This window comes from Pseudomonas sp. DTU12.3, assembly GCF_004124275.1.
Classification (GTDB): Bacteria; Pseudomonadota; Gammaproteobacteria; order Pseudomonadales; family Pseudomonadaceae; genus Aquipseudomonas; species Aquipseudomonas helmanticensis.
On record NZ_CP027218.1, the window covers coordinates 4,654,062 to 4,670,223 of the forward strand.

Sequence of the window (16,162 nt, forward strand, 5' to 3'; positions counted from 1 at the left end):
AGTGACACCAACGAGCACTGTCTAATCCATGAATGCAGAAGCCATCAACCGGAGGCTTCCGTCAGAGTCAGTCTGAATCGAAGTGGGAATAGGCCACTATCGAACAAGGGACGCATTTTACAGCTTAATGAATCTTTTACTAATGGATATAGACAGGCAGAGGCGCAATTTCGACAGACGCCATGCACTTGTCGTTTTCAGACAAGACGCTTGCGTGCCGCTCTGGACGAGCGCCCCAGAAACAGGCTGAGTATAGGGCCGATAAACATACCGACCAGCAATGCCAGCACCACGACCAGAGACACTGGAAGCTCAGGGCCTGCCCAACCCAAAAACAACAACGAAACCGATTGCTGGTTTTCAAGCACAAACGCAAGAATCGCCAAAACCAGCAATAGAATAAAAACGCCAAGAAGTATGCGCTTGAGATTACGCATGAGCATCTCCCTGATAGTGAGCAGCGAGGATCAAACGCCCTCCTCCTCTTCCTCGTTTACGCGATCACGCAGTTCTTTGCCCGGCTTGAAATGTGGAACAAATTTGCCGTCAAGGCTGACCGACTGGCCGGTTTTCGGATTGCGCCCGACACGCGGAGCGCGATAGTGCAGAGAAAAACTGCCAAACCCACGGATCTCGATACGATCACCGGTGGCCAGACATTGAGACATTTGTTCAAGCATGGTCTTGATGGCCAGCTCCACATCCTTGGATGAGAGCAGCCCTTGATGGGTGACAATTCGTTCGATCAACTCCGACTTCGTCATATTTTTCCCTTCTTTTTCAAGCAGCTAGATCAGCGCTTGAAAGGTTTTAGCACGCCCGGAAGATTTTGAACAGCCCAGGGATTGACATATCTTCACCAGCGTCAAAACGCCCATTTTCAGAGCATCAGGCACCACACCGACTTACCACGAACTCAACGACACATCACCAGCATGGTGCGAGTCAGATACCCCGCAGGATTGAAGCCAAATGGATACTCGTCCTCATCCTTCGCGCTGTCGGACCGTGTAATCACCTTATAGCCGGAACCCTTACATTCCTTCGCCGCACGCCTTTGGCACTTCTCCCAGCCCGACCCCAATCCCGAACAGTCGATCTCTACACCACTGACACCGCGCACCACATGGGTCTTGGCGCTGGTGGTACAGCCCGCCAATGTCAGTACCGCAATGAGGACAATAAACTTGTTCATCCACTTCCTTATGCCAGGCAAAGCCCGACGACTACATACCTGAAATCAAGCTTAGTCGCGAATAGGCGATTGATCCGATTAAAGAAACAGACAACCCGGGAAATAGTTTGGTTTCACCAACACCCCTTGATTCAACAAATGCCAATCACCGCTCGCCAAATTGCAGGCACAAAAAAGGGCGACCGAAGTCGCCCTTTTTAATGATCAAGCAGAACTCAGTTCTGTTTGGCCATTGCTTGACGCAGCAGTGCAGCCATAGTGGTATCGGCAGCAACGCCTTCCGGAGCATTTTCTTTCAGGCTCTGGATAGCTTCTTTCTCTTCAGCATCGTCTTTCGATTTGATCGACAGCTGGATTACGCGGCTCTTACGATCAACGCTGATGATCTTGGCTTCTACTTGCTGGCCTTCTTTCAGAACGTTGCGCGCATCTTCAACGCGGTCACGGCTGATTTCGGAGGCTTTCAGAGTCGCTTCGATATCGTCGGCCAGAACGATGATGGCGCCTTTGGCGTCAACTTCTTTCACGGTGCCAGTAACGATTGCGCCTTTGTCGTTAACCGAGACGTACTCGGAGAACGGATCGCTTTCCAGTTGCTTGATACCCAGGGAGATACGCTCGCGCTCTGGGTCAACCGACAGGATAACGGTGTCCAGCTCGTCGCCCTTCTTGAAACGACGAACAGCTTCTTCGCCAACTTCGTTCCAGGAGATGTCGGACAGGTGAACCAGACCGTCGATGCCGCCGTCCAGACCAATGAAGATACCGAAATCGGTGATCGACTTGATGGTGCCGGAGATTTTATCGCCCTTGTTGAACTGGCCAGAGAAATCTTCCCATGGGTTAGATTTGCACTGCTTGATGCCGAGGGAGATACGACGACGCTCTTCGTCGATGTCCAGAACCATAACTTCCACTTCGTCGCCGACTTGTACGACTTTCGAAGGGTGGATGTTCTTGTTGGTCCAGTCCATTTCCGAAACGTGTACCAGACCTTCAACGCCTTCTTCCAGCTCAGCGAAGCAGCCGTAGTCGGTCAGGTTGGTTACACGAGCGGTAACGCGAGTGCTTTCTGGGTAACGGGCTTTGATAGCAACCCATGGATCTTCGCCCAGCTGCTTCAGGCCCAGGGAAACACGGTTGCGTTCGCGATCGTATTTCAGAACCTTGACGTCGATTTCGTCACCAACGTTGACGATCTCGGAAGGATGCTTGATGCGCTTCCAGGCCATGTCGGTGATGTGCAGCAGGCCGTCCACGCCACCCAGATCGACGAATGCGCCGTAATCGGTGAGGTTTTTGACGATACCTTTGACTTGCTGGCCTTCCTGCAGGGATTCCAGCAGAGCTTCACGCTCGGCGGAGTTCTCGGCTTCCAGGACGCTGCGACGGGAAACGACAACGTTGTTGCGCTTCTGGTCCAGCTTGATGACCTTGAATTCCAGCTCTTTGCCTTCCAGGTGCGTGGTGTCGCGCACTGGACGGACGTCAACCAGGGAACCTGGCAGGAACGCACGGATGCCGTTAACGTCGACAGTGAAGCCGCCTTTAACCTTACCGTTGATAACGCCCTTGACCACTTCCTCAGCTGCGAAGGCTGCTTCCAGAACGATCCAGCACTCAGCGCGCTTGGCTTTTTCACGGGACAGCTTGGTTTCACCGAAACCGTCTTCAACCGAGTCCAGAGCAACGTGAACTTCGTCACCGACATTGATAGTCAGATCGCCAGCGTCGTTGTAGAACTGCTCAAGCGGGATGAGTGCTTCAGACTTCAGGCCAGCGTGAACGGTTACCCAGCGAGCTTGGTAATCGATATCAACGATAACACCGGTGATGATGGAGCCTGCCTGAAGGTTCAGGGTTTTTAGGCTTTCTTCAAAGAGTTCCGCAAAGCTTTCGCTCATTTTAATTCCTGTAAATGAGGGCGAAGGATACGCCCATCTCCACACCCCAGACGGTGTGGGTTAGTTTCATATAAAAGAAGCGCTGCAGGACTATGACTGGTCCCCTGTAGCCTTCTTGGTCATCCGGCGATATCGCGAATGGCGATCTCGCTCATGATGCGTTCAAGCACCTGATCGATGGACAACTCCGTGGAATCCAGCTGTATGGCGTCAGCCGCCGGCTTAAGCGGGGCTACCGCTCGCTGGGTATCACGCTCATCGCGTGCACGGATCTCATCTAGCAGACTCGACAGACTAACACCCTCGACTTTGCCCTTCAACTGCAAATATCGACGGCGAGCCCTCTCCTCGGCACTGGCGGTCAGGAAAATCTTCAGCGGCGCATCGGGAAACACCACCGTACCCATGTCGCGACCGTCCGCTACCAGCCCCGGCGCTTCCTGGAATGCACGCTGGCGTTGCAGCAGCGCCTCGCGCACGGCGGGCAATGCAGCCACTTGCGAAGCACCGGAACCGACGCTTTCGGTACGAATGACGTCGCTGACTTCATCGCCTTCCAGAATGATCCGCTGCAACTGACCATCGGTCGCTGCAATGAACTGAACATCCAGATGAGCGGCGAGTTTTTTCAATAACTCTTCATTGGTCAGGTCGACACCATGATTGTGTGCAGCAAACGCCAGCAAACGGTAGAGCGCACCGGAATCCAGCAGGTTCCAGCCCAGACGCTTGGCCAGAATCCCGGCTACGGTGCCTTTGCCCGAGCCGCTTGGCCCATCAATGGTGATGACCGGTGCAATGTTCTTCACGACTGAGCCTCTTGTGCCACACGAATACCGACCTGCCCGCACAGCGCGAGGAAGTTCGGGAACGACGTCGCGACGTTGGCGCAATCATGGATGCGGATCGGTGCACTAGCGCGCAACGATGCCACGCTGAAGGCCATCGCGATGCGGTGATCGCCATGACCATGTACTTCGCCGCCGCCGATCTGGCCGCCGTCGATGATGATGCCGTCCGGGGTCGGCTGGCATTTGACGCCCAGCGCCAGCAGACCGTCCGCCATCACCTGGATACGATCCGACTCCTTGACCCGCAGCTCTTCGGCGCCGGTCAGCACGGTGCGTCCTTCGGCACAGGCAGCAGCGACGAACAGCACCGGGAATTCATCGATGGCCAGTGGAACCAACGCCTCGGGAATCTCGATACCTTTGAGTTTAGCTGCTCGTACGCGCAGGTCAGCCACTGGCTCGCCGCCGACTTCACGCTGGTTTTCCAGGGTGATGTCCGCGCCCATCAGACGCAGGATGTCGATCACGCCAGTACGGGTCGGGTTGATGCCAACGTGCTCAAGCACCAACTCCGAACCTTCAGCGATCGATGCCGCGACCAGGAAGAACGCCGACGACGAGATGTCGCCCGGTACTTCAATGTGGGTTGCGGTCAGTTTGCCGCCGGATTCAACTGAAGCCGTAGCGCCTTCAACGCTCACCGGGTAGCCAAAACCGCGCAACATACGCTCAGTGTGGTCGCGAGTCGGCGCAGGCTCGGTCACGGCGGTCTTGCCTTCAGCGTACAGACCGGCCAGCAGCAGGCAGGACTTCACCTGAGCGCTGGCCATCGGCATGGTGTAAGTCAGGCCTTTGAGTTTGTGCCCGCCACGAATGATCATCGGCGGACGACCTTCGGCAGCGGTTTCGATCACGGCGCCCATTTCACGCAACGGACTGGCCACGCGATTCATCGGACGCTTGGACAGCGACGCATCGCCGGTCAAGGTGCTATCGAAGTTCTGCGCAGCCAGCAGGCCGGACAGCAGACGCATCGAAGTACCGGAGTTGCCCAGATAGATCGGGCCAGGCGCAGGTTTCAGGCCGTGCAGGCCAACACCATGAATGGTCACGCGGCCGTGGTGCGGGCCTTCGATGACCACGCCCATGTCGCGGAACGCCTGCAAGGTCGCCAGAGCGTCTTCGCCCTCAAGGAAGCCTTCGACTTCGGTGACGCCTTCGGCCAGCGAACCGAGCATGATCGAACGGTGGGAAATGGATTTGTCGCCCGGTACGCGAATCCGACCGGACAGGCGGCCACCAGGTTGAGCCAGGAAGATCAGATCGTTGGAATTCATAGCGTCCACATAGGCCCTGCGGGCCAGGATTTTACTGAAATGCTCGCGGGCAACCCGGGCGCGAGTGAAAACGCCCAACAATTGGTGCCCATCCCCTGCATCGACCGCGTCGCGCAAGGCGTCGAGGTCGCTGCGAAATGTATCGAGTGTGCGCAGGACAGCCTCGCGGTTGGCGAGGAAGATGTCGTGCCACATCACCGGGTCGCTTCCGGCGATTCTTGTGAAATCGCGGAAACCGCCCGCAGCGTAACGGAAGATCTCAAGATTTTCATTGCGCTTGGCCAACGAATCGACCAGACCAAAAGCCAACAGATGCGGCAGATGACTGGTTGCAGCCAACACTTCATCATGACGCTCGACCTGCATGTGCTCGACGTCAGCGCCCAATTCGCGCCACAGACGATCGACCACCGCCAACGCGGCCGGATCGGTTTGCTCAAGCGGCGTGAGAATCACTTTGTGACGACGGAACAGTTCAGCATTGGAGGCTTCTACCCCGCTCTGCTCGGAACCGGCAATCGGATGGCCCGGCACGAAACGCGGCGGCATAGCGCCGAACGCTGCGGTTGCCGCGCGCACCACGTTGCCTTTGGCGCTGCCGACGTCGGTCAGAATCGCCTGCCCGAGATCCATGCTCGCCAACCGCGCGAGCACTTTCTCCATGGCCAGGATCGGCACCGCCAGTTGAATCACATCAGCGCCCTGACAGGCAGCCGCCAAGTCATCCTCACAACGGTCGACGACACCCAACTCGACCGCCAGCTTGCGCGATTGCGGATCGAGATCGACCCCGACCACTTCGCGGCACACACCGCTTTCACGCAAGCCTTTGGCAAACGAACCACCGATCAATCCCAGACCGACTACCACAAGGCGCCCGATCATAGGTGCAGCAGATTGCAGTGCAGTGACATCACCCACGAGCCAGAACCTTGCGCAGCGCTTCAAGGAAACGGCTGTTTTCCGCCGGCAGACCGATGGTCACCCGCAGGTGGTTCGGCATGCCGTAATTGGCCACCGGGCGCACGATCACGCCTTCGCGCAGCAAGCCCTGGAATACCGGAGCCGCAACTTGAGCGAGATCGACGCAGATGAAGTTGCCTTTGGACTCGATCCAGCTCAGACCCAGCTCAAGGAAACCGGCTTGCAACTGCTGCATGCCCGACTCGTTGAGCTGACGGCTTTGCGCCAGATACTCCTCGTCTTTCAGCGCTGCGCAGGCTGCTGCCAACGCGAGGCTGTTGACGTTGAACGGCTGGCGAACGCGGTTCAGCACGTCAGCAACAACCGGAGTCGACAGGCCGTAGCCAACGCGCAATGCCGCCAGGCCGTAGGCCTTGGAGAAGGTGCGCGAGACCAGCAGGTTCGGGTAAGCCGCGAGGAAATCCAGACCATCCGGCAGATCGCTGCCTTCGGCGTATTCGATATACGCCTCGTCCAGCACCACCAGCACGTGCTCGGGAACATCTTGCAGGAACTCGTCCAGCGCTTCGGCGCCGAACCAGGTACCGGTCGGGTTGTTCGGGTTGGCGATAAACACTACGCGGGTGTTGGCATCGATGGCCGCGAGCATGGCTGGCAGGTCATGCCCCCAATCCTTGGCCGGCACGACCTTGGCTTGCGCACCGACCGCCTGAGTAGCAATCGGATACACCGCGAACGCGTGCTCGCTGAAAACCGCATTGAGGCCCGGCGCCAGATAGGCACGCGCGACCAGCTCGAGAATGTCGTTGGAACCGTTGCCCAGCGTCACCTGGTTCAGGTCAACGAGGCATTGCTCGGCGAGCAAGGATTTCAGCGCAAAACCATTGCCATCCGGATAACGGGTCAGCTCGGCCAGCTCTTCACGGATCGCCGCCAAGGCTTTCGGACTGGCGCCCAACGGGTTTTCGTTGCTGGCCAGTTTGACGATTTTTGCCGGATCCAGATCCAGCTCACGCGCCAGTTCGTCCACAGGTTTGCCTGGAACGTACGGCGAAAGTTGTTGCACGCCCGGCTGTGCCAGAGCGAGGAAATTGCCACTCATTTGCTACCACCCCTTAGAGAACTGCTTTCGGGTAGGAACCCAGCACTTTGAGTGCTACTGCTTCCTGACTGATCTTTTCCAGCACACCTTTGATCAACGGATCACGGTGATGGCCGACAAAGTCGATGAAGAACACGTAGGTCCATTTGCCGCTGCGCGACGGACGCGTTTCGATACGGGTCAGGTCGATCCCGTTGTCGTGGAACGGCACCAGCAGCTCATGGAGCGCGCCGGGCTTGTTGCTCATCGACACGATGATCGACGTCTTGTCGTCGCCGGTCGGCGGCACTTCCTGGTTACCGATCATCAGGAAGCGCGTCGAGTTGTCCGGACGGTCTTCGATCTTCTCCGCCAGACGGGTCAGGCCATACAGCCCGGCCGCCATGTCGCCGGCAATCGCCGCCGAATTCCACTCGCCTTTGACCCGCTTGGCCGCTTCGGCGTTGCTCGATACCGCCACGCGCTCAACATTCGGGTAATGCGCGTCCAGCCACTTGCGGCACTGGGCCAGCGACTGCGCGTGGGAATAGATGCGGCTGATGCTGTCGGTCTTGGTGTTTTCACCGACCAACAAGTGATGGTGAATGCGCAACTCGACTTCGCCACAGATGACCATGTCGTGTTCGAGGAAGCTGTCGAGCGTGTGGTTGACCGCGCCTTCGGTGGAGTTTTCCACCGGCACCACGCCAAAATTCACCGCACCGGCCGCCACTTCACGGAACACTTCGTCGATCGCCGCCATCGGCTTGCTGATCACCGCGTGACCGAAGTGTTTCATGGCCGCCGCTTGGGTGAAGGTGCCTTCAGGGCCAAGGTAAGCCACTTTCAGCGGCTGCTCGAGCGCCAGGCACGACGACATGATTTCGCGGAACAACCGCGCCATCTCTTCGTTGCCCAGCGGCCCCTGATTACGCTCCATCACACGCTTGAGCACCTGAGCCTCACGCTCAGGACGATAGAACACCGGCACTTCGCCTTCGGCCAGCGAGGCCATCTTTACTCGCGCGACTTCCTGGGCGCAACGCGCACGCTCACTGATCAGCTCCATGACTTTGGTGTCCAGAGCGTCAATGCGAACGCGCAGTGCCTTGAGTTCTTGCTCGGACATCAGCCGTGTTCCTTCTCGAATTCAGCCATGTACGCCACCAGCGCGTTGACCGCGGTGATGTCGACAGCGTTGTAGATGGAGGCGCGCATGCCGCCCACGGAGCGGTGGCCCTTGAGATTGAGCAAGCCGCGCGCTTCGGCACCGACGAGGAACGGCTTGTCGAGACGATCGTCAGCCAGACGGAACGGCACGTTCATCCACGAGCGGTCCGACTTGTTGATCGGGTTGCTGTAGAGGCCGCTGGCGTCGATGAAGTCATACAGCGTGCGCTGCTTGACGTCGTTGAGCCTGGCGATCGCATCAACGCCGCCCTGCTCTTTCAGCCACTGGAACACCAGACCGGACAGGTACCAGGCCAGGGTCGGCGGGGTGTTGTACATCGAGCCGTTATCTGCGGCGACTTTGTAGTCGAGCATGGTCGGGCACAGCGCGCGCGCCTTGCCGAGCAGGTCTTCACGGATGATGTTGACGACGATGCCGCTCGGTCCGATGTTCTTTTGCGCGCCGGCGTAGATCATGCCGAAACGCGAAATGTCGACCGGGCGCGACAGAATGTCCGAAGACATGTCAGCCACCAGCGGCACGTCACCGGTTTCCGGGATCCACTGGAATTCCAGACCGCCGATGGTTTCGTTCGGCGCGTAGTGAACGTAAGCAGCGTCTTTCGACAGGTTCCACTCGTTCTGGCCCGGGATGGCGAAATAGTCGTAAGGCTTGGCGGTGGCGGCAACGTTGACGTGACCGTAACGCGAAGCTTCTTCGATGGCTTTCTGCGACCAGATACCGGTGTCGATATAGTCGGCCGAGCCGCCTTCAGGCAGCAGGTTCAGTGGAATCTGCGCGAATTGCTGGCTGGCGCCACCTTGCAGAAACAGCACTTTGTAGTTCGACGGGATATTCAGCAGGTCACGCAGATCCTGCTCAGCCTGGGTGGCGATGGACACGAACTCATCGCTGCGATGGCTCATTTCCATGACCGAAAGGCCCTTGCCGTGCCAATCAAGGAGTTCACCTTGGGCGCGTTGCAGGACAGCTTCAGGAAGCGCCGCAGGACCGGCGCAGAAGTTATAGGCTCGCTTGCTCACATCCAATCTCGCTCTGATTTGGTGGTATCACGCAATAAATCACACTACCGATCAACACGGTCCTGTGGGAGCGAGCCTGCTCGCGAATGCATCACCGCGGTGCGTCAGAGGTACCGCAGCGTCTGCATTCGCGAGCAGACTCGCTCCCACAGGGGATCTCCATGATGTCGAAATTTCATACCGGACAAATAATAAGGGGGCGAATTTTCATCCACCCCCTTGGTTGCCCGCTTATTCCTGCGGTTCTTCGTCTGCTGCGGCGTCGAGTTGCTGGTCTTCGCCAGCATCGTCGATCACGACATTGCCTTCGAATTCCTCACCCTCTTCACCTTCAAGCTCTTCACCTTCGATTTCCGATGGCTCCTGAACCCGCTCCAGCCCGACCAGGGTTTCATCCTTGGCCAGCTTGATCAACGTCACACCTTGCGTGTTACGACCCAGGCTCGACACTTCGTCGACGCGGGTACGCACCAGTGTGCCCTGATCGGAGATCAGCATGATCTCTTCACCGTCCTGCACCTGAACCGCGCCGACCAGACGGCCGTTACGCTCGTTGCTGACCATGGCGATAACGCCCTGACCGCCACGCTTGTACTCAGGGAATTCGGTGATCGCCGTGCGCTTGCCGTAGCCGCGCGCGGAGGCGGTGAGAATCTCGCTGCCTACTTCCGGAATCAGCATGGAGATCAGCTTCTGCCCTTCTGGCAGACGCATGCCACGCACACCGCGGGCGGTACGGCCCATGGCGCGAACTTCGGATTCCTTGAAGCGCGTCACTTTGCCGCCGTCGGAGAACAGCATGATTTCCTGCTCGCCATCGGTAATGGCGGCGGAGATCAGGATGTCGCCTTCGTCCAGCTCCAGTGCGATCAGACCGACGCTGCGCTGACGGCTGAACGCCACCAGCGGGGTCTTCTTCACAGTACCGTTGGCGGTCGACATGAAGATGAACGGCGCCTTCTTGCGGTCAGCAGCCTTGATCCGGGCACGACGCTCTTCGTCGGTCTCGTTGCTGTTTTCGATTTCTTCTACATCAGCTTCAACGCCTTCAGCCTCTTCCTCTTCAGCCTGACGCTTCATGGCTTCGAGATCGACCGGCAACATCGTGGTGATGTATTCACCTTCGCTCAACGGCAACAGGTTGACCAGCGGACGACCACGGGCAGCGCGGGACGCTTCCGGAATCTCGTAGGTCTTGAGCCAGTACACCTTGCCCTTGCTGGAGAACAGCAGAAGCGTGGTGTGGCTGTTGGCGACCAGCAGGTGAGCGATGTAGTCCTCATCCTTGACGCCGGTAGCCGACTTGCCTTTACCGCCACGACGCTGAGCCTGGTACGCAGCCAATGGCTGGGTCTTGGCATAGCCACCGTGAGAGATGGTTACGACGCGCTCTTCTTCCGGGATCATGTCGCCCAGGGTCAGGTCGAGACGTGCATCGAGAATTTCGGTGCGACGCACATCGCCGTATTCGGCGCGGATCACTTCCAGTTCTTCGCGGATCACTTCCATCAGACGTACAGCGCTGTTGAGGATGCGGATCAGCTCACCGATCTGGTTGAGGATCTCTTGGTACTCGGCCAGCAGTTTTTCGTGTTCCAGACCGGTCAGGCGGTGCAGACGCAGTTCCAGAATGGCTTGCGCCTGTTCTGGCGACAGGAAGTACTTGCCTTCGCGCAGACCGTATTGCGGATCCAGTGTCTCCGGACGGCAGGAATCAGCACCGGCACGCTCAACCATCGCAACCACGGCGGAAGATTCCCACGCGGTGCTGATCAGCGCTTCCTTGGCTTCCGACGGCGTTGGCGAAGCCTTGATCAGGGCGATGACCGGGTCGATGTTCGACAGGGCAACGGCTTGACCTTCAAGGATGTGACCACGTTCGCGCGCCTTGCGCAGTTCGAACACGGTACGGCGGGTGACCACTTCGCGACGGTGACGGACGAAGGCTTCCAGCAGATCCTTGAGGTTCAGAATGCGTGGACGGCCGTCGATCAGCGCAACGATGTTGATGCCGAATACCGATTGCAGCTGGGTCTGGGCGTAGAGGTTGTTGAGGATCACCTCAGGCACTTCGCCGCGACGCAGTTCAATCACGACGCGCATACCGTCCTTGTCGGACTCGTCGCGCAGTTCGGTGATGCCTTCGAGCTTCTTCTCTTTGACCAGCTCGGCGATCTTCTCGATCAGACGCGCCTTGTTCAACTGGTAAGGGAGTTCGGTGATGACGATCTGCTGACGACCACCGACCTTGTCGATGTCTTCGATGATCGAGCGGGCACGCATGTAAATACGCCCGCGACCGGTGCGGTAGGCTTCGATGATGCCGGCGCGACCGTTGATGATCGCAGCGGTCGGGAAGTCCGGACCGGGGATGTATTGCATCAGTTCATCGACGGTCAGCTCAGGGTTGTCGATGAGCGCCAGGCAACCGTCGATGACTTCACCGAGGTTGTGCGGCGGGATGTTGGTCGCCATGCCCACGGCGATACCGCTGGAGCCGTTGACCAGCAGGTTGGGGATACGGGTCGGCATGACCGCCGGGATCATTTCGGTGCCGTCGTAGTTCGGCACCCAGTCCACGGTTTCTTTGTGCAGGTCAGCCAGCAGCTCGTGCGCCAGCTTGGTCATGCGTACTTCGGTGTATCGCATGGCCGCAGCGTTGTCGCCGTCGACCGAACCGAAGTTGCCCTGACCGTCTACCAGCAGGTAGCGCAGGGAGAAAGGCTGGGCCATACGAACGATGGTGTCGTACACGGCAGTGTCACCGTGCGGGTGATACTTACCGATCACGTCGCCGACAACACGGGCAGATTTCTTGTACGGCTTGTTGTAGTCGTTACCCAGCTCGCTCATCGCGAACAGTACGCGACGGTGCACGGGCTTGAGGCCATCGCGCGCATCCGGCAGTGCACGGCCGACGATTACGCTCATCGCGTAGTCGAGGTAGGACTGCTTCAGCTCGTCTTCGATATTGACCGGGAGGATTTCTTTGGCCAGTTCGCCCATGAGAAGCCTGATTCCTTTTTCTGGTGAAACTTCGTCATATCCATATGGGACCAACGAAGCTCGTCGGGGCCGGCCGAGTGCCATGCGCCGACTTACGACAAATCAACACTGGATCGCGGATTTGCGCAGTAAAGACAGCTTCGTGAAGCTGCCTCGGAAAACGCCGGATGTTATCACAAAGGCCGCCACGCACCTATCCCCCAGATGCGCATGGAGCATAGTTAGTTGACCGGTGACAGGCTTAAAGGGGACGAGAGAGGCTTAGAGCTTCTTTGAGCGCAGATTTGTGGTGTGGATTAGCGATGTTTATTGACTTTTAAGGGCATGCACACATGTAGGAGCTGCCGAAGGCTGCGATCTTTTGACTTTATCTTCTAAAAACAAAATCAAAAGATCGCAGCCTTCGGCAGCTCCTACATTGAGTACAGCGCCATCAATGCAGGCGTTTGCGGCACATCAGCTGGGCCATTTTCGCGGTATCCGGGCGCTCGACGATGCCTTTCTCGGTAACGATCGCGTCGATCAGATCGGCCGGCGTCACGTCAAACACCGGATTGAACGCTTCAACGTCGGCACCGACACGCTTGCCGCCGACTTCCAGCAACTCGGCGCCATCACGTTCTTCGATCGGGATGTCGTCACCGCTGGCCAGGTTCATGTCGATGGTCGAACTCGGCGCCACGACCATGAAACGCACGCCATGGTGCATGGCGTTGACAGCCAGTTGATAGGTGCCGATCTTGTTGGCCACGTCACCGTTGGCGGTGATGCGGTCTGCACCGACGATCACCCAGGTCACACCTTTGGTTTTCATGATGTGTGCTGCGGCAGAGTCGGCATTCAGCGTTACCGGGATGCCTTCGTTGGCCAGTTCCCACGCGGTCAAGCGCGAGCCTTGCAGCCACGGACGGGTTTCGTCGGCGTAAACGCGCTCGACCATGCCTTCCAGAAAAGCCGCGCGAATCACCCCCAGCGCGGTGCCGAAACCGCCAGTGGCCAGCGCACCGGTATTGCAGTGGGTCAGGATCGCCTGGGCATTGCCCTGATGTTTGCGAATCAGGTCGACACCGAGCTGCGCCATGGTCAGGTTGGCTTCGCGGTCGCTTTCATGAATGGCGATGGCTTCAGCTTCCAGCGCCGCCAGCGGATCGGCATTGTCTTTCAGGCGATCGAGGCGATCGTGCATACGCCCCAACGCCCAGAACAGATTGACAGCGGTCGGGCGAGCATCGGCCAACAGGGCGAAATCCTCCTCCAGCGCCGCGTACCAGTCGCCACCTTCGGCGATCCGCGCCCGCGCCGCGAGGACGATGCCGTACGCCGCACTGATGCCGATAGCCGGTGCGCCGCGCACTACCATCGAGCGAATTGCCTCGGCCACGCCGGCGGCGCTGGTGTAGGCAATCCAGGTTTCCTCGAACGGCAAAATACGCTGATCCAGCAGGTGCAGCGCGCCATCTCGCCAATCGATGGCCTTCACTTTCTCCGCAGCCAACAGTCGATCGCGCATCCCACACCCCGCACTCATGAACAAAAGCCGCCGATTATAGCGATCCCCCCGCGAAGACGCTCGGGTATACTTCGCCATCCTTTACAAAAGCACTGGAACCGACCCTCGATGCCGAAACCTGCCATTGCGCTCGACTTATTATTGCTGCCGACCTGGCTGGTACCCGTCGAACCTGCAGGCGTTGTGCTCAAGGAGCATGGCCTGGGCATCCGCGACGGTCGCATCGTGTTTATCGGCCCGCGTGCCGAAGCATTGAAGTGTAACGCCACGGAAATCCGTGAACTGCCGGATGTGCTGCTCGCCCCCGGCCTGATCAATGCCCACGGCCACGCAGCGATGACGCTGTTCCGTGGCCTGGCCGATGATCTGCCGCTGATGACCTGGCTGGAAAACCACATCTGGCCAGCCGAAGCCAAATGGGTCGATGAAGATTTTGTCCGCGATGGCACCGATCTGGCGATCGCCGAGCAGATCAAGGGTGGCATCACCTGCTTCTCGGATATGTATTTCTTCCCGAAAGTCGCCAGCGAACGCGTTCACAACAGTGGCATTCGCGCGCAGATCGCGATTCCGATTCTGGATTTCCCGATCCCGGGCGCCAGCAGCGCCGATGAGGCCATTCGTCAGGGCGTCGAGCTGTTTGGCGACCTCAAGCATCACGAGCGGATCAAGATCACGTTTGGCCCTCATGCACCGTACACCGTCGGTGATGAGAACCTCGAAAAAATCCGTGTGATTGCCGAGGAGCTCGATGCCTCGATCCATATGCATGTCCACGAAACCGCTTTCGAGGTTCAGCAATCGCTGGAGCAGCGCGGTGAACGGCCACTGGCGCGCCTTGGTCGCCTAGGCCTGCTCGGCCCGCGCTTCCAGGCCGTGCACATGACCCAGATCAGCGATGACGATCTGGCATTGCTGGTAGAAAGCAACACCAGCGTGATTCATTGCCCGGAATCCAACCTGAAACTCGCCAGCGGCTTCTGCCCGGTCGAGCGTTTGTGGCAGGCTGGGGTGAATGTCGCGATCGGCACCGACGGCGCGGCCAGCAACAATGACCTCGACCTGCTCGGCGAAACCCGCACCGCCGCGCTGTTGGCGAAAGCCGTCGCCGGTTCGGCCACCGCGCTGGACGCCCACCGCGCGCTGCGCATGGCCACGCTGAATGGCGCGCGCGCACTGGGCATCGAAGCGCAAGTCGGCTCGCTGGAAATCGGCAAAGCCGCCGACATCGTCGCTTTCGATCTGTCCGGCCTGGCCCAGCAACCGGTGTACGACCCGGTTTCGCAGCTTATATATGCCACCGGTCGCGATTGCGTGAAACACCTGTGGGTCGCCGGCAAACAACTGCTCGACGACCGCCGTCTGACCCGACTGGACGAAGCACAACTGGGCGCCACCGCCCGGGCCTGGGGCCAACGCATCAGCGGCCACAAAGAATCGTAAAAACCCCGGAATACACTTCGGGGCTACAGCCTTTTTCAAGTTTTAGAGGATTCAACATGAGTAACGTCGACCACGCCGAAATCGCCAAATTCGAAGCCCTGGCCCATCGCTGGTGGGACCGTGAAAGCGAATTCAAACCGCTGCACGACATCAACCCACTGCGGGTCAACTGGATCGACGAACGCGTCAATCTGGCTGGCAAAAAAGTCCTCGACGTCGGTTGCGGCGGCGGCATCCTCAGCGAAGCCATGGCGCAACGCGGCGCGACCGTGATGGGCATCGACATGGGTGAAGCGCCACTGGCAGTCGCGCAACTGCATCAGCTGGAATCCGGCGTCAGCGTCGAATACCGTCAGATCACTGCCGAAGATCTCGCCGAAGAAATGCCTGAGCAGTTTGACGTCGTCACTTGCCTCGAGATGCTTGAGCACGTGCCGGACCCATCCTCGGTGATCCGCGCCTGTTTCCGCATGGTCAAACCGGGCGGCCAGGTGTTCTTCTCGACCATCAACCGCAACCCGAAGGCCTACCTGTTCGCCATCGTCGGCGCCGAATACATCATGAAGTTGCTGCCGCGCGGCACCCACGACTTCAAGAAATTCATCCGCCCGTCCGAGCTCGGCGCCTGGAGCCGCATGGCCGGCCTGACCGTCAAGGACATCATCGGCCTGACCTACAACCCGCTGACCAAGCACTACAAACTGGCCAGCGACGTTGACGTCAACTACATGATCCAGACCCTGCGCGAGGAATAAGC

13 protein-coding genes are annotated in these 16,162 nt (G+C 58.7%); 2 read left to right on the forward strand and 11 right to left on the reverse strand.

The genetic code is table 11. From position 1 onward, the window contains the following. Positions 1-197: 197 nt before the first annotated feature. The 11 genes from C2E19_RS21270 to mtnA form a co-directional block, all read right to left on the reverse strand. Complete coding sequence (locus tag C2E19_RS21270; protein ID WP_129394955.1) at positions 198-437, reverse strand: lipopolysaccharide assembly protein LapA domain-containing protein; 240 nt, start codon at positions 435-437, stop codon at positions 198-200. 30 nt (positions 438-467) lie between these two features. Then, positions 468-764 carry an integration host factor subunit beta gene (ihfB, locus tag C2E19_RS21275; RefSeq protein ID WP_003189779.1) on the reverse strand — a complete coding sequence of 99 codons (297 nt, stop codon included), beginning with the start codon at positions 762-764 and terminating at the stop codon, positions 468-470. A gap of 152 nt (positions 765-916) precedes the next feature. Next, entirely contained in the window at positions 917-1,195 is a 279-nt protein-coding gene (locus tag C2E19_RS21280; RefSeq protein WP_129394956.1) for a hypothetical protein, read from the reverse strand. A gap of 215 nt (positions 1,196-1,410) precedes the next feature. Next, a complete protein-coding gene (gene rpsA, locus C2E19_RS21285) occupies positions 1,411-3,099 on the reverse strand; it encodes a 30S ribosomal protein S1 (RefSeq protein ID WP_129394957.1) in 1,689 nt (562 codons plus the stop codon). A 119-nt stretch (positions 3,100-3,218) separates the two neighbouring features. Beyond that, positions 3,219-3,908 (reverse strand): (d)CMP kinase, encoded by a 690-nt coding sequence (cmk, locus tag C2E19_RS21290; RefSeq protein WP_015093983.1) that lies wholly within the window; start codon positions 3,906-3,908, stop codon positions 3,219-3,221. Next, the gene (locus tag C2E19_RS21295; RefSeq protein WP_256661233.1) at positions 3,905-6,112 is read right to left on the reverse strand and encodes a bifunctional prephenate dehydrogenase/3-phosphoshikimate 1-carboxyvinyltransferase; all 2,208 of its coding nucleotides are present in this window, start codon (positions 6,110-6,112) and stop codon (positions 3,905-3,907) included. The genes cmk and C2E19_RS21295 overlap by 4 nt, the downstream gene beginning before the upstream one ends. Before the next feature lie 28 nt (positions 6,113-6,140). Next, a complete protein-coding gene (gene hisC / locus C2E19_RS21300; protein WP_129394959.1) occupies positions 6,141-7,253 on the reverse strand; it encodes a histidinol-phosphate transaminase in 1,113 nt (370 codons plus the stop codon). 13 nt (positions 7,254-7,266) lie between these two features. Beyond that, positions 7,267-8,361, reverse strand: a complete 1,095-nt coding sequence (gene pheA, locus C2E19_RS21305; protein ID WP_007908404.1) for a prephenate dehydratase — start codon at positions 8,359-8,361, stop codon at positions 7,267-7,269. Then, positions 8,361-9,446 carry a 3-phosphoserine/phosphohydroxythreonine transaminase gene (gene serC, locus C2E19_RS21310; RefSeq protein WP_129394960.1) on the reverse strand — a complete coding sequence of 362 codons (1,086 nt, stop codon included), beginning with the start codon at positions 9,444-9,446 and terminating at the stop codon, positions 8,361-8,363. The genes pheA and serC overlap by 1 nt, the downstream gene beginning before the upstream one ends. A gap of 231 nt (positions 9,447-9,677) precedes the next feature. Then, complete coding sequence (gene gyrA / locus C2E19_RS21315) at positions 9,678-12,452, reverse strand: DNA gyrase subunit A (RefSeq protein ID WP_129394961.1); 2,775 nt, start codon at positions 12,450-12,452, stop codon at positions 9,678-9,680. 433 nt (positions 12,453-12,885) lie between these two features. Beyond that, entirely contained in the window at positions 12,886-13,962 is a 1,077-nt protein-coding gene (mtnA, locus tag C2E19_RS21320; RefSeq protein ID WP_129394962.1) for an S-methyl-5-thioribose-1-phosphate isomerase, read from the reverse strand. Positions 13,963-14,070: 108 nt separating this feature from the next. Here mtnA and C2E19_RS21325 point away from each other — a divergent pair, with 108 nt between their 5' ends. Further along, a complete protein-coding gene (locus C2E19_RS21325; protein WP_129394963.1) occupies positions 14,071-15,405 on the forward strand; it encodes a TRZ/ATZ family hydrolase in 1,335 nt (444 codons plus the stop codon). A gap of 56 nt (positions 15,406-15,461) precedes the next feature. Continuing rightward, positions 15,462-16,160: a bifunctional 2-polyprenyl-6-hydroxyphenol methylase/3-demethylubiquinol 3-O-methyltransferase UbiG gene (gene ubiG / locus C2E19_RS21330; RefSeq protein WP_129394964.1), complete on the forward strand. Its 699-nt coding sequence runs from the start codon at positions 15,462-15,464 to the stop codon at positions 16,158-16,160. Positions 16,161-16,162 lie beyond the last annotated feature (2 nt).